This window comes from Helicobacter bilis ATCC 51630 (genome assembly GCF_000686565.1).
Lineage (GTDB): Bacteria > Campylobacterota > Campylobacteria > Campylobacterales > Helicobacteraceae > Helicobacter_A > Helicobacter_A bilis.
Genome location: NZ_KK365988.1, coordinates 91,318 through 105,611, shown reverse-complemented (window position 1 = coordinate 105,611; position 14,294 = coordinate 91,318). Strand labels below are relative to the sequence as shown.

General features: G+C 35.9%; 10 protein-coding genes and 1 pseudogene. 6 read left to right on the top strand and 5 right to left on the bottom strand.

Annotated features, from left to right (window positions below):
- Positions 1-153: 153 nt before the first annotated feature.
- From T368_RS0112150 to T368_RS0112140, 3 genes and pseudogenes are all read right to left on the bottom strand, one after another.
- Positions 154-378, bottom strand: a pseudogene (locus tag T368_RS0112150) (class I SAM-dependent methyltransferase); the annotation flags it as partial.
- Positions 372-1,676 (bottom strand): hypothetical protein, encoded by a 1,305-nt coding sequence (locus tag T368_RS0112145; protein ID WP_004086853.1) that lies wholly within the window; start codon positions 1,674-1,676, stop codon positions 372-374. The gene T368_RS0112145 and the pseudogene T368_RS0112150, both read right to left, overlap by 7 nt.
- Positions 1,677-1,705: 29 nt before the next feature.
- Positions 1,706-2,203 carry a hypothetical protein gene (locus T368_RS0112140; RefSeq protein WP_004086851.1) on the bottom strand — a complete coding sequence of 166 codons (498 nt, stop codon included), beginning with the start codon at positions 2,201-2,203 and terminating at the stop codon, positions 1,706-1,708.
- 340 nt (positions 2,204-2,543) lie between these two features.
- Between T368_RS0112140 and T368_RS0112135 the strand changes: the two genes are divergently transcribed.
- On the top strand, positions 2,544-3,695 hold the full coding sequence (locus T368_RS0112135; protein ID WP_004086849.1) for a trans-sulfuration enzyme family protein: 1,152 nt from the start codon (positions 2,544-2,546) through the stop codon (positions 3,693-3,695).
- Positions 3,696-4,105: 410 nt separating this feature from the next.
- On the opposite strand, the gene T368_RS0112130 is transcribed toward T368_RS0112135, so the two are convergent.
- Positions 4,106-4,990 carry an ankyrin repeat domain-containing protein gene (locus T368_RS0112130; RefSeq protein WP_004086847.1) on the bottom strand — a complete coding sequence of 295 codons (885 nt, stop codon included), beginning with the start codon at positions 4,988-4,990 and terminating at the stop codon, positions 4,106-4,108.
- Between the two features lie 11 nt (positions 4,991-5,001).
- The gene (locus T368_RS0112125; RefSeq protein WP_004086845.1) at positions 5,002-5,496 is read right to left on the bottom strand and encodes an HIT family protein; all 495 of its coding nucleotides are present in this window, start codon (positions 5,494-5,496) and stop codon (positions 5,002-5,004) included.
- 157 nt (positions 5,497-5,653) lie between these two features.
- Between T368_RS0112125 and flgL the strand changes: the two genes are divergently transcribed.
- The 5 genes from flgL (at position 5,654) to T368_RS0112100 (ending at position 14,223) form a co-directional block, all read left to right on the top strand.
- Entirely contained in the window at positions 5,654-8,206 is a 2,553-nt protein-coding gene (flgL, locus tag T368_RS0112120; protein WP_004086843.1) for a flagellar hook-associated protein FlgL, read from the top strand.
- Positions 8,207-8,269: 63 nt separating this feature from the next.
- On the top strand, positions 8,270-9,193 hold the full coding sequence (locus T368_RS0112115) for a hypothetical protein (protein WP_004086839.1): 924 nt from the start codon (positions 8,270-8,272) through the stop codon (positions 9,191-9,193).
- Between the two features lie 68 nt (positions 9,194-9,261).
- Complete coding sequence (locus tag T368_RS14740; RefSeq protein ID WP_004086837.1) at positions 9,262-10,500, top strand: NAD-dependent epimerase/dehydratase family protein; 1,239 nt, start codon at positions 9,262-9,264, stop codon at positions 10,498-10,500.
- Complete coding sequence (gene rfaE1, locus T368_RS0112105; protein WP_004086835.1) at positions 10,491-11,906, top strand: D-glycero-beta-D-manno-heptose-7-phosphate kinase; 1,416 nt, start codon at positions 10,491-10,493, stop codon at positions 11,904-11,906. The genes T368_RS14740 and rfaE1 overlap by 10 nt, the downstream gene beginning before the upstream one ends.
- Positions 11,907-12,228: 322 nt before the next feature.
- Positions 12,229-14,223 (top strand): methyl-accepting chemotaxis protein, encoded by a 1,995-nt coding sequence (locus T368_RS0112100; protein ID WP_027338528.1) that lies wholly within the window; start codon positions 12,229-12,231, stop codon positions 14,221-14,223.
- The last annotated feature ends 71 nt before the right edge of the window (positions 14,224-14,294 follow it).

Genomic DNA, 14,294 nt, shown 5'->3' with positions numbered 1-14,294 from the left:
TTTAAGATTTGTTATGTGGTAAATAAACTGCTGGTTAAAGTTAGATCCTGCAACATTAAAAAAATAAAATCTAGTAAAATGCCACAATATTTCTCAAAAACAATAGGCAATTCTTTTACATACGCCAAAATAAATATTAAGATTAGGTGAGGACTATCTTATTGGCACAGATCCCAATGCATTAAAGCTGGAATCTAACATTGCGTTTTCTAAGCTTCTTTGTGAGAAAAGAAACCGCCCATCACACACAAAGCCAAGCTCCTGCCAATCTGTGTTATTTAGCTTATCACATATTTTTTGCAGCATTGTAGAATCTACTTTAAACTTTGGAAAAATCGCTAAAATGAAGCCTGATAAGCTTTGCAAAGGCTTTAGAAATCGGTGAGTTTTTGCCTATTGGTATCAAGCAGATTTGAAAAGGTATTTGCGATATTTTGCATTATCTCTTTTTCATAAGGCTCCATTACAGAATCTACAAGCATACATTCTGCAAGATCATTTGTCAATTCATTGATAAAATCTCGTGCATCTTTGCTATCAAGCACACTTACAATTTCTTGTAAGTATCGAATGTAGTTTGTCTCATCAAGCTTTACAAGGCGATGTTCTGCTAATATATTTTCAAAAAGCTCTGTTGCCCCAAGTTCTTCAGCTCTTTCATACATTTTTTCTTTTTGCAACTCAATCTGTTTTGAAGTATTTTGAGAATGATTTAATAGCATTTTATATATGCTAAAAACTGCACGAAATTCTTCAATTATTAAAACCTCTTTCGTAACACCAACATTACCCTTTTGCACTTCATCAAGCAATTCTTTCTTTGCTGCTTGATCTACACGCGGCGTAATATACTCATTATTAACCTCTACAAATGCTATATATCTATTAATGATATCTTTATTTGTAGTTTTGTATTGTTGTTTTATTTTTTCACAATATTCACTCAAATAGGATTTCAACTCATTACGCATAGCTTTTTCTACGCTATCACGCCCAGATTTTCTTCCATCTTGCACTAAATTTGCATTCAACATGGCATTAGCATCAAAAATCTTTAAGAAATCCTCTATATCCTGCTGACTTATTGAAGGCGAACATGTTAAGATTTGATATGCTTGAGCGATATATCTTTTTTCCTCATCATAAAGCACAAAGGGATTAAATGTCCTTACAGGGTTGATACGATATCTACCTTGCTGCTTTGTCTCTTTAAAATGCTCTTCCTTGCCCTTATCTTTTGCAGAACCAATTATAAGTTTATATGCACTATATCCAAGTGCAATCCCACCTAGTGTAGTCGCAGCCACAAGTGTAAAAGGTGCAGCAACTGTTGCAACGGTGGTAGTCGCAAACCAGCCAAAGATACCACCAGTGGTAGTTGCTACTGTGCTAGTCCCAAGTGTCGCTGCTGTCAAGCCGCCAGCAGCTCCACCAATAGCTGTTGAAGCAGCACCACCCACATACTCAAAAAATCCAGTAGTAGCCTCTGTGCCACAAAAAAGTGTATCAAACGCTTTATCTTGATAATACCCTATTTCATCACTAGAAGCATTGCCTATAATACCTATAATCTCACTAGCGTCCATTGTCGTGATAAGTGTCGCGTAGTTTTGATCCCTTTGCTGTTGTGAATCGAGTGGTTCGAAACCCACGGTGCCTATTTCTCTCTCTGCCATAGTATTCCTTTCAATGTTAAATATGTAGTTTAAAAATCATTCCTTAATACGTTAAAAATCTCTACTAAAAGCTTAAAAAACTCTTTTGTAGCATGTGTTGCACCTGCGATAACCTGCTGAAGAGTGCTATCTAGCTCTCTACCCCCTTTATTCACATAGTCAATATATCCACCGATAGCTCCACCAAGAAATGTGGATATAAGGGATAATATAGCACCAATAAGTGGCATCATACCAAGAAATGAGCCAAACACTGCACCGATAATAGTGCCTAATGTTAAGTTTGGGTTATCTTGTATAAATTGATAGATCTTTGCAAATACGATTCTACCGATATTAATCAGCTTACCTGCTATTATCTTTGTTTGCTGAAAAAGCGTTACCATTTTACGATCAAATTCTGCTTTCATAGATTCTGGTAGTTTTAAACCACTAGACATTTCATCAATTAAACCACGCGCATTGTCTTCATTAAAACGCGGATTATCAAATCTTTGTAGTTCCTCAATTGCTATCGTTTTTGTCATAGCTTTGCTCCTTAGTGTAATATATCAAAATGACATTGCTACTTTACAAAAAAAAACAAATCAAGGGTAAATGTATAAAATGCATAATAAATATGAAAAGTAGAAAATGTGAGATTCTATATCTCAATCTTATCATAGCTTCATGCTAGGGGAAATGTCAAAAATAATGTTTAGAATCAAAGCGACATAAAGCAATCTTTAAGTTATCAAAAATAAATAATTTTTTGTTAGAATAACATGAGTTTCAGTATGTGCAAACTATATTTTTATATAAGATATAAATTTTATAATTTATTATATATAAAAATATAAATTTGAGAGTTTTATAAAAAGGATTTCTATGCAAAGCACACTTGATACCACACTAATCCACGCAGGAGCAACCACAGACCCACGCACAGGGGCGGTAAATACGCCTATTTACCAAACCTCCACTTACGCTCAAGATGAGTTAGGTAAGCACAAAGGCTATGAATACTCTCGCACCAAAAACCCCACAAGAGATGGGATTGAAAGTCTTATAGCCGAATGTGAGGGCGGGAAATATGGCTTTGCCTTTGCCTCTGGTATGGCAGCCCTTGGCACGATTTTGAGCCTATTTAAAAGCGGAGATTCTATCATCATCTCACAAAATGTCTATGGTGGGACTTTTAGAATCTTAGATAAAGTCTTTAAAAACTTTAACATTGGCTATAAAATCGTGGATACAAGGGACTTAGACGCTTTGGATTCTGCCCTAACCCCTGAAGTCAAAGCCGTGCTGATTGAAAGCCCAGCAAACCCACTTCTAAGCGTTACGCCTTTGGCAAAAGTCGCTGAAATTTGCAAGAAAAAAGGAGTGCTAAGTATCGTGGATAATACCTTTATGACGCCCTATCTCCAGCAGCCCTTAAGGCTTGGCATTGACATTGTGGTGCATTCTGCGACAAAGTATCTCGGCGGACATAGCGACCTTGTAGCCGGGCTTGTGGTGGTAGATGATGAGAATCTAGCTGAGCGAATAGGATTTTTGCAAAATAGCATTGGTGGTGTATTGGCTCCATTTGATAGCTTTTTGCTTATCCGCGGTATGAAAACACTAGGCTTACGAATGCAGCGACATTGTGAAAACGCCTTGTTTCTAGCAGAATCTTTAAGCGAACACAAAGCGGTGGAAAAGGTGTATTACCCCGGGCTAAAAAGCGATAGCGAATATGAAGTGCAAAGCTCTCAAGCACGCGGTGGCGGGGGAATGCTAAGCTTTATATTAAAGCCAGAATATGATTATAGAATCTTTTTTAAATCCACGCGTATCATCGTTTTAGCCGAAAGTTTAGGGGGCGTGGAGAGTTTGCTTTGCCACCCTGCGAGTATGACCCACGCCTCTATCCCTAAAGATTTGCGTGAATCTATGGGGATAGCTGAAAATCTTATCCGCCTATCCGTTGGCATTGAGTATGCTAAGGACTTGCTTGAAGATATAAATCAAGCGATTGAAAAAAGTCGTGTGTAAGCGTGTCGTCGCCTACATACTTCATATTTAGCTATTTCCAGTCACTTGTGTTTTTAACCATGTGACCAACACTTATTGAAAATGGTTTAGTGTACTAGCATCTAATTTTCACGCCGAAAACTTAGCCGACTTTTTTACTTGCCAACTTGCTTTATATACTCTAATTTGAAATAGAAGATTAGGGTTAGTAAAATATTACATGCTCATCTCATTACTATTCGCAAACCTCCAAATTCCCAAAAAAACCGAAATGGATACAAATTCGCTTATTGTGTTTAAAAAACCGCTTTTAAGATTCTAAGTTGCTAAATTTTACAAAGATACTCTAACTTATGGTTGTATGTTTGAATCCCTAAAGATTGTGATACATAGCATAATGCTATAAAAATTACTCTCAAAATGCCAATAAGCTATTTTTCAGAATCTCTAGGCTTTGTTTGCTTTTTTGGCGGTGGATTCCATAATCTTAGCTTCATTGTTGTGCTATTAAATGCTCTCTCCATTCTGCCTTCTGCTTGATAGTCGATGCTAAATCCAGCTTTAATATCGACTTGCCCATCTTTATCGACTTTTAAGGCGTAGATTCCATGTGTGCCAATGGGTATGGTATTAATATTTGTGATAGTTGTGCCAGCAGGGATTGTGAGTGGCTTTTGACTACTTGCGATTAAGTTACCATTAAGATATAAGCCTGTATTAAAGATAACCAAAGGCTCATTTGTAAGATTTCTAATATTAAAAATAACCGCACTATTTGTGATTTTAAACGCACTTGCACTTACCGCAAGATTGTAGTCTTCAATGATTATTGGGGGGATTGTAATCTCTCTCATTGCAATTTGAGCGGGAGTTATGCCCTGAAAATTTGGAGTATTCATATCGCCTTGTGCGTTTGTAAGGATATTAAGCGTTTGTCTATCGCTATTTAATGCCGCATAATGCAAGGGCGTGTTACCATCACTCTCATCTTGTATATTTACTTTTGCCCCAGCGGTTACTAAGAGTTGCGTTATGTAGGCATTTTTATTGCGTGCTGCTTCGTGTAATGCAGTTTTGCCATGATTTATCGCATTTACATCAGCCCCACCCATGATAAGCAGGTAAGCGATTTCTAAATGATTATTTTTTACTGCGGTATATAGCGGCGTGTTTCCCTGCCATCTCGCATTGACATCAGCTTTTAAGTCAAAGCCACTTTCCACATCGCTTAAAACATGGCTAAACAGCAAATAATCATATTGATTTGCCTTTAAGATTCCAAAAATAAAACATAAACAAACATAGATTTTTTTCATTTTATTCCCTTTTAGTTATATAAATGCTTCTTTGCAAGAGATGAAATTTTATCATAAATAGAATCAAAATCAACACCATACACACGACTATTTGCAATGCTGGTAATAAAATTTGTATCGCCTATAAAACGCGGGACAAAATGCAGGTGTAAATGCTCTGGGATACCTGCCCCTGCTGCTTTTTTGATATTTATCCCCATGTTTATACCGCTTGCCCCATACTCTTCTAGCATGGCGATAGCCTTTTGTGATAAGGTATTTAAATGCTGCCATTCTTCTTGTGATAGAAGTGTTGGGGTATCAATATGTTTATGCGGGATAAGCATGAAATGTCCGGGCATATATGGATATAGATTCATAACGCCAAAGCATATAGAATCTCTATAAAAGACACGATTATTTGTATCATTATGTGGATTATGTGCTATATTACAAAATACGCATTCTTCGCTGCAATCTGATGAAAAGTAGCCACTTCGCCATGGTGAATAAATATGTGATAGCACAACAACCCCTTAACTTTATAATTTATTGTGTTTTAGCAAATGTTATTCCATATTTAAGTTTTAATGGAATGCTAATTGCTTAAGTTGTTGCTAATACTCTAAACAGAGATAAACACAAGCTGATTAGCCTTGTGAAAATTAAGAGAAGGTTGCGATAATGAGAGTAACATTTGGGACAAAATACAATCAAATGCTAAATAATAATGGCAAGATTACCTCAAACCTTAATGATATGAATACAAAGATTGCAAGTGGCAAAAAGATTCAATATGGTTGGCAAGATGCAAGTGTGTCAAATCAGAATCTAAAGCTAGAATATGATGAGACGACTTTGCAGCAAGGCATAGATGTAGCACGCACAGCAGAAACTCAAACTCTAAATACAGATAAGGCTTTGCAAGAGATTTCACTTGCGATGGTGCAGTTTAAAACAAAGCTTTTACACGCGGCAAATGACTTGCATACGCCAACTTCAAGGGAAGCATTAGCAAGAGATTTAGAGGCTACAAAAGCACATATTATCAGCATTGCAAATACTTCTGTGGGTGGGAAGTTTATCTTTGCGGGAAGTAAAGTCGATGTGCAGCCTTTTGATTCTGTGGGGAATTATTATGGCAATGATGAAGAGTTAAGCGCACTTGTGAGTTCTAAGAATCTAGTCCCATTTAATATTACAGGTGAAGAGCTTTTCTATGGTTTTGATAATGATAAACACAGACTCATAACAACAAATGGGCGAATGCTTAATCAAACGCGACTTCACCCAGCAATTATGGATAATTCCGAAAAGCATAGTGAGCCAACTGAAGTGTATATTAAAGAAGATGATACGCTTAGAGACTTAATAGGCGATAATGATAATAATCCACGAAATAACGGAAAAGAGTATTTCTATGTGCAAGGGGTAAATAGTCGCGGTCAAAGCTTTAAAGAGAAGTTTGCCCTAGATGTGGGCTTTACAAATCCAAAGAATGCTACGACGGTTAGAGATTTACTCGATAGAATCGGCAAGGCATTTGGCAATACACATGCGACAAAAGTCGTTGATGTGCGGTTGAATAACTGGGGGCAAATTGAGATTAAAGATTTGAAGCCCGGTAGCTCTAGTATTGACTTTCACATGATTTCTAGTGAAGCTGATGTAGAGAATCTAGCCGACCTTGAGAAGCTTGGGGCAAGAGTGCAGGTATATAGCAGTCAGAATCTTACTTCAGAATTTAGTGCGAGTAATCTTAAAGGTGTGAATGATTTATATGATAATCGCCTTACACATATCCCAACGACACTTATCCGCAAAGATAATGTAATGACAGAGATAGACACAAAGCTAGAGGATATTCTATCCGTGCCAACAAGATATATTAAAATCACAGGCACACCGCCAAATGAAAAAGATGGCACGATTAGCAATAGAGAGTTAGGTGAGCCTTTATTGTTTGATATAAGAGGGCAGGAAGTAAGAGATTTATTTGATGCGATTAAAGAGTATTTTGGTGGTAATATTGATGTGGAATTAGACCATGGGCAAATAAATATCTATGATAGAAATGTGCGAAATAAAAGCACAGATACACTGAAGCCGCCATTTGATGGAGAAAGGGGCTTTTCTATACGCCTTGAAACGCTTGGTGAGAGTGAAGAGGAAGTAAATGGCTTTACCTCAAGTCTTGGTGTGAGTTATACAAAGACTGGATTCCAACAACTAGGCTCAAAGATTAGAGGCAATATCTCACAATCTTTATCTGGGACTTCTGTGCTTGCAAATGATCACACAAAGCTTATTGAAGTAACAGATGGATCACTTAATGGCAAAACCTATGGCTTTAAACTGCACGATCATAATGGCATAGAGCTTGAAGCAAGTATTACTTTCACAAAGCAAGGAAGCTTTTTAGAGTTACCCGCACAACATAGCGATAAAACTATAAAGATTCCATTATTTGATCCCTATGATGAGCCACCAGCAGTAACTATTAGCGATGGAGATTCTGTAACTTATAGGCAGCTTATGGACGCTATGTCTATTGCACTAAATTATAGTAATGAAGATGATAAATCTCTTAGTGCAGCACAAGTGAAAGGCGGAAAGCCCACTCAAGCACAAAAAGATGCCTATGAAGAATTGCTAGATAGAGCAAAATCAAACATTACCATTGATTTTGATAGTGAAGGAAAAATTGAAATACAAGATAATTTGCGTGCAATTACTCGTATGACAATGATGTTTTATGACAAAGCACAAGATGATTTTAGCCCGGAAGCTATCCGTTATTCAAATGCGAATGTAAGGCTTAATGCAAATGGCTCTCTTGTAGTAGATGACCCAAAGATTCACTTCTTTAGAGGGCTAGATGATGCGATTCAGTCTGTAAGAGATGGAATCTATCGTGCAGGGGCATTGCATGGGCAAAGATATGATGATACGATGAAAAGTCTTGGTATCCAAAACTGCATTGAATTAATCGATCATTTAAGCGATCATATAGAAAAAGTCATATCTAAAAATGGAGCACACACTCGCACATTCCAAAACTCTGTGGCAAGAAATGAGATTATTAAAACGCAAGTAAGCGGTATTAAAGGCGATACAATAGGAGCAGATTTAGCAGAAACTTATAATAAATTTACAAATCTAAGTAATAACTATCAAGCCGTGCTATCATCAACAAATCGCATTAATAACCTTTCACTTGTGAATTATCTTAATTAAGATTCTAAACACTGCTAATCACAAGGAAGTGAAGGGTAAGGAAATGCAAAGGTGAGGACATATATGTATAAAGCCATATTATTAAGCATAGGCACGCCAACGACACTTGGAATCTATTATGAAGATATGAGTCAAAATAAAGAGAATCTGGAAGAAGCGGTATATACTGCTAAAGTGGATAATGAAAGCACACTAGAAAATAAAGCCCCAAAGCTTATTTTCATTTTGCGTATAGATGGGAAGACAAGCGATGTTTTACCCTTACTTTTTTTATCACATAATTTAGATAAAAAGACTGCTTATAAAAGTTTAGAATCTTTACTCACACCTGAAGTGCTATCTAAATGCAGTTTAGCTGAATGCTTGATTGATTCTAGTTTTTTAAAAGAGAATAAAGAGATAAAGCACATTTTAGAATCTCTTGATATAAAAGATTCCATAGATTCTATATATAGTAATCAAACTAATTCAGCCAATCGCTCAAATTATATAGACAAAGGTGCGAATTTAGAGAATCTAGACACTAAACACAATATATACTTTAATGAAAAAATAGATTCTAAAACTAACATAGATTTTATAAAACTTGATTGTAGTCTCACTAAAGCCTTATATCTACTTTCATATTTTATGCCTTTAAATGCGATCTATTATTCCCGTGGGGTTGGGAGTTTGAGTGCTATAAAGCTTACGCATGTATTTTTACATACCCTTGCTTTAAGTAGTGATATTAAGATATATGCTACAAATAGCTTTTACTTCAGTCAAACAAATGAGATAAAGGCATTTGCAAATATGTCTTTTTATCTTAAACCAGATTCTAAACATGTGGTTATCACGGATTCTAATGTTAAAGATTATATTCATATTGCCCCAAGTAACATAAATGATAGTTTAGATTTATCAACACTATTTTTACCACACAGACTTATACATGATGATTTTTTAGAATCTTGCACACCACTTTATGTAACCCCAGCAGTTTGAAGCAATACCCATAAACTCACAAAAACATGCTAAAATCACACAATACTTTACATATATAAGGCAAATTCATGCAAAGCGTAAATACACAGCAAACAACAAAGCCAGATTCTCTAACACTTAATAATAAGACAATACTAATCACAGGGGCAGCAGGATTTATAGGCAGTAATCTTGTAGAATATTTTGCTACACATCATAAAGACTGCAAGATTCTAGCCCTTGATTATTTTCGAGATTCAAAGACTTTTCCTAATGGCAATCCTACAACACTAGGGCATTTTAAGAATCTCTCTCTTTACCCAAATGTTGAGGTCTTATCGCTTGATATTGCAAATGAAAAAGAGTTAAAATCATTGCAAAGAGACTATGGTAAGATAGATTATATCCTGCATGAAGCCGCAGTATCAGATACCACTTGCATGGATATGCGGCATGTTATGCAGGTAAATTTCAATGCGTTTAAAGCCCTAATCAAACTTGCTATGAAGCACGAAGCACATATTATATACGCAAGTTCAGCCGCAGTCTATGGTAATACAGAGATTCCAAATAGCGTTGGGACAAATGAGATTCCAGAAAATATCTATGGCTTCTCAAAGCTTTGCATGGATAAGGAAAATGTGAGACTACAGAAGAGTTTGCAAGAAAAAGGCATAGGGCTTATAGGTTTGCGTTATTTTAATGTATATGGCAGATCTGAGTTTTATAAATATAAGACTTCATCTATGATACTTCAGCTATCATTGCAAGCATTAAATGATAGAGTAGTCAAGCTATTTGAGTTTGGAGAACAACAAAGAGATTTTGTCTGTATCCATGATGTCGTGCAGGCAAATGTAAGGGCTATGGAGCTACTTATGCTAACCTATGGTTTAAGAGATAAAAATAAACAAGCAAAAGAATGGCATAGAATCCACAAGACCTTCAACGACATAAACATGCAGCAAACACCACAAACACAAGATATTGTATTGCAAAAGTTATTTGGGCATGACTTCTTAGCAGAATCACAAAATATTATGCAGTCATGGCTAGAGCATGGGGCAATATATAATGTCGGCAGTGGAATCTCGCGTAGTTATAATGATATTGTTGAGATTCTAAAAGAGAATCTAAAAGTAAGCTTTGAAGTGCAGTATATTAAAAACCCATATCCATTTTTTCAAAATCACACTTTAGCAGATAGCACAAACTTTTTACCAAACTACACACCAAACTACACATTAGAATCTGGGATAAAAGACTATATTCCATATATAGAATCTATCTATAATGACATAAAAGAAGGGAAGAAAACATGGCAGTAGAAAGAATAAAAATCCTTGTTATCGGGGATTTAATGCTTGATAAATATATATGGGGAAGTGCGAATAGACTCTCCCCTGAAGCCCCTGTGCCTGTTGTGCGAATAGAAGAAGAGAATTTTAGTCTAGGTGGGGCATGTAATGTAGCAAATAACCTAATCGCAATGGGGGCATTTGTATCTATATATGGCGTTGTAGGCAATGATGCAGAGGGCAGTTTATTACATGATTTTCTTGTGAATAAAGGCATAGATTCTCACTGCTATAAATCAAACCGCCCAACGACTACAAAAATGCGTATCATGGCATCAAAACACCAAATGCTAAGACTTGATAAGGAGAGTAATATCCCTTTAGAATCTAATATATATGAAGCCATGTTTGAAGATATACAAGGAAATATTACAGCATATCATTGCATGATTCTAAGCGATTATTTAAAAGGTGTGCTAAGTCCAGCTTTCACACAAAAGCTAATCAAACTTGCAAATAGCTTTGATATACCAGTATTATGCGACCCAAAAGGCAGCGACTATGCAAAATACAAGCACGCTGCACTGCTTACACCAAATAAAAAGGAAGCAATGGAAGCCACACATGTAAATATACATAACGATAAAACCCTGCTTGAAGCCCTGCAAAAAATGCGTAAAATCTGCAATTTAACTTATCCTTTAATCACGCTTAGCGAAGAGGGCATTGCCTATCTTGATAGCGATCTAGCATTACATAAAAAGCCCACAATCGCAAAAGAAGTCTATGATGTAAGCGGGGCCGGTGATACCGTTATTGCCGCCCTTGCCTTGCAACTTGCAAAAGGTGAGAGTATAGAAGAGGCTACAAAATTTGCAAATGCTGCCGCTGCTGTTGTGATTGGCAAAATTGGCTCTGCTACTGCCACACTTAAAGAAATACAAGACTATCTCGCCCCAAAAAGAATATTAAAAGACGCACAAACAAAGATTATTACAAACTTTTTAGAGATAAAAGAAAATGTAAATGGTAAGAAAATAGTCTTTACAAATGGCTGCTTTGATATACTGCATTACGGACATGTAAGCTATTTAGAAAAGGCTAGAAAGCTAGGCGATGTGCTCATAGTCGGCTTAAATAGCGATGATTCTATAAAAAGGCTAAAAGGGGAAAATAGACCTATTAACTCACAAATTGATAGAGCATTTATCCTAGCAAGTCTTGCATGTGTGAGTTATGTCATTATCTTTGATGAAGACACGCCCAAAAATCTTATCTCACAAATTAAACCAGATATTTTAGTCAAAGGTGCAGATTATAAAGACAAAGTTGTAATTGGAGCAGAATATGCAAAGTCCGTGCAACTCATTGACTTTATTGATAACAAAAGCACGACAAATATTATAGATAAGATTCAAAAGCAGGTAAAAGAATGAAACAATGTATCTCACGCAACAAGTATTATAAAATATGAAAATATTGCAAAAAAGATCACAATAAATCGCTTTGTTAAATTCATTTGTGTAATAAAGAAACATATTTTGTAGATTTATAAACTTTATAAATAAAACTTTACGAAATTTAAAAATAATTTAAACTCATCTTATAGAATACACTCTTGGTTTATCGCGTAGGCTACAAAGATACTGCTTCATCTACTCACAATATATTATGTTTATTCAGTCTCAAAAAACATTCATTGTGAAAAAGTAAGTTGATAGCATACAAGAAAATATTTCATTGTGAAGGGAGATAATTGTGAATTTAGCTGTTAAAACTCGGGTGGCCCTCATTGCTAGTTTTATTATTGCTGTGGCGATTATAGGACTTAGTATCGGCAATATGATAATGAATAAAAAGGTGTCAATGGGGAATACCCTGCATGCACAAGCAGATCAGCTACATACCGTTGATTTAATGTTGCAAGATGTAAATATTCGATCTGCTACCGCACTGAAGGGACTTGCTACCATGATAGAATCTATGCCTTATGAAAAACTAGATTCTAAAGAAAAGATTATTGCCAATGTTGGACCATTATTAAGGGGACACAGAATCACTGCAGGACTACTTGGAAGTTATATTGGTTTGCCAACGGGTGAAATTATAGAAGATAATATTACAAATACAACCAAGCTTTTTGGCGTAAGGGGTGGTCAAGGGCAAAGCTATAATGCCGCACAACGCAGCTGGTATATCGGGGCAGTAAAAAATAATGGATTATTTCAAACAGAAGTGTATCAAGATGATATTACAGGAGAACCAAGCATTACCTATGCTATACCAATACATAAAAATGGACAGCTAGTAGGTGTTGTTGGTATTGATATCTTACTGACTTCATTACAAAAAGTCTTTGATGATCTTAGTGCCACAGGTAGCAATATATTTGCGTTAGATAATGCAAATATCCCCTATGTTGCCACAAATAAGGACATTATTTTAAAAGAACTTCCTATTTTTAAACAGATTGCTACAATATCAAGTCAAACAAAAGATTATGAAGATTTTGTAGTTAATGACAATGGCGTTGATAAAATAACACAATGTAAGACAAGCAAAAGCAATGAGTTTGCCACATATACGCTATGTTCTTTTGAGCCTATCGAAAATATAGAGGGTCCTATCACTCGTATAGGCTATATTCAAATAGGCGTTGGACTTGTATCAGCATTAGTTATTAGCCTTATGTTATATGCTGCTGTTGGATACTATCTTAAACCGCTTACGCAAATTTCTCGTGGTTTAGTTGATTTCTTTGCCTTTCTTAATCATGAAAAAAGTCATGCCGCAAAGATTGGAATCACAGCAAATAATGAGTTTGGTTTGATGGCTCAAGCCATAGATTCTAATATTGAGAAGACACAACATTCACTGAAGCAAGATTCTATGCTTGTTGATGAAGTTATGGAGATTGTCAATGAAGCAAAAGAAGGGAGATTTGGCAAAAATGTAACACATGAAAGCCATAATCCACAAATAAATAAGCTAAAAGATTCTCTAAATGAAATGTCTCATACACTTTTCTTGCTTGTGGGCGACAATCTTGCTGAAGCGAAAAAGGTATTTGAATCATTTGAGCAAAATGACTTCACACCAAGGATTGAGAACGCACAGGGGCTAGAAGCAGGATTAAATCAGCTTGGAGATTCTATTGTGTCTATGTTACAAGTATCAGCACAATATGCAAAAGAGCTAGATTCTAAGTCAAAAGAGTTAGAAGAATCAGTGCATACACTCTCACAAGGTGCTACAACACAAGCAAGCTCCCTGCAACAAACAGCAACTGCAATCGAACAAATCACTTCATCAATGCAAAATGTATCAGGCAGAACGGGTGAAGTTATCAATCAAAGCGAAGATATTAAAAATGTTATAAGCATTATTAGAGATATAGCTGACCAGACTAACTTACTAGCACTTAATGCAGCAATTGAAGCAGCAAGGGCTGGAGAGCATGGCAGGGGCTTTGCAGTCGTAGCTGATGAGGTAAGAAAACTAGCAGAAAGAACACAAAAGTCTTTAGGTGAAATCGAAGCAAATACAAATATACTCGTCCAAAGCATAAATGACATGGCAGAATCTATAAAGGAACAAGCACAAGGCATAGAACAGATTAATGAATCTGTCTCACAACTAGAGAGTATTACACAACAAAATGTAAGCATTGCAAATCACTCACAAGAAATAGGTGTAGCTCTTGATGAAGTGGCAAAAAAGATTCTAGAAGATGTCAATAGAAAGAAATTTTAGATAGCTTATAAATCATGTATTTAAGGTTTGATATTATAATGCTAACCATTTTTAGTTTTATAATATAGTAT

What these genes read in the sequence shown, in the direction of transcription:
- flgL (WP_004086843.1), top strand. Translation starts at nt 5,654, where the DNA reads ATGAGAGTAACATTTGGGACAAAATACAATCAAATGCTAAATAATAAT.
- T368_RS0112115 (WP_004086839.1), top strand. Translation starts at nt 8,270, where the DNA reads ATGTATAAAGCCATATTATTAAGCATAGGCACGCCAACGACACTTGGA.
- T368_RS0112140 (WP_004086851.1), bottom strand. Translation starts at nt 2,203, where the DNA reads ATGACAAAAACGATAGCAATTGAGGAACTACAAAGATTTGATAATCCG.
- T368_RS0112145 (WP_004086853.1), bottom strand. Translation starts at nt 1,676, where the DNA reads ATGGCAGAGAGAGAAATAGGCACCGTGGGTTTCGAACCACTCGATTCA.
- T368_RS0112130 (WP_004086847.1), bottom strand. Translation starts at nt 4,990, where the DNA reads ATGAAAAAAATCTATGTTTGTTTATGTTTTATTTTTGGAATCTTAAAG.
- T368_RS0112135 (WP_004086849.1), top strand. Translation starts at nt 2,544, where the DNA reads ATGCAAAGCACACTTGATACCACACTAATCCACGCAGGAGCAACCACA.
- T368_RS14740 (WP_004086837.1), top strand. Translation starts at nt 9,262, where the DNA reads ATGCAAAGCGTAAATACACAGCAAACAACAAAGCCAGATTCTCTAACA.
- rfaE1 (WP_004086835.1), top strand. Translation starts at nt 10,491, where the DNA reads ATGGCAGTAGAAAGAATAAAAATCCTTGTTATCGGGGATTTAATGCTT.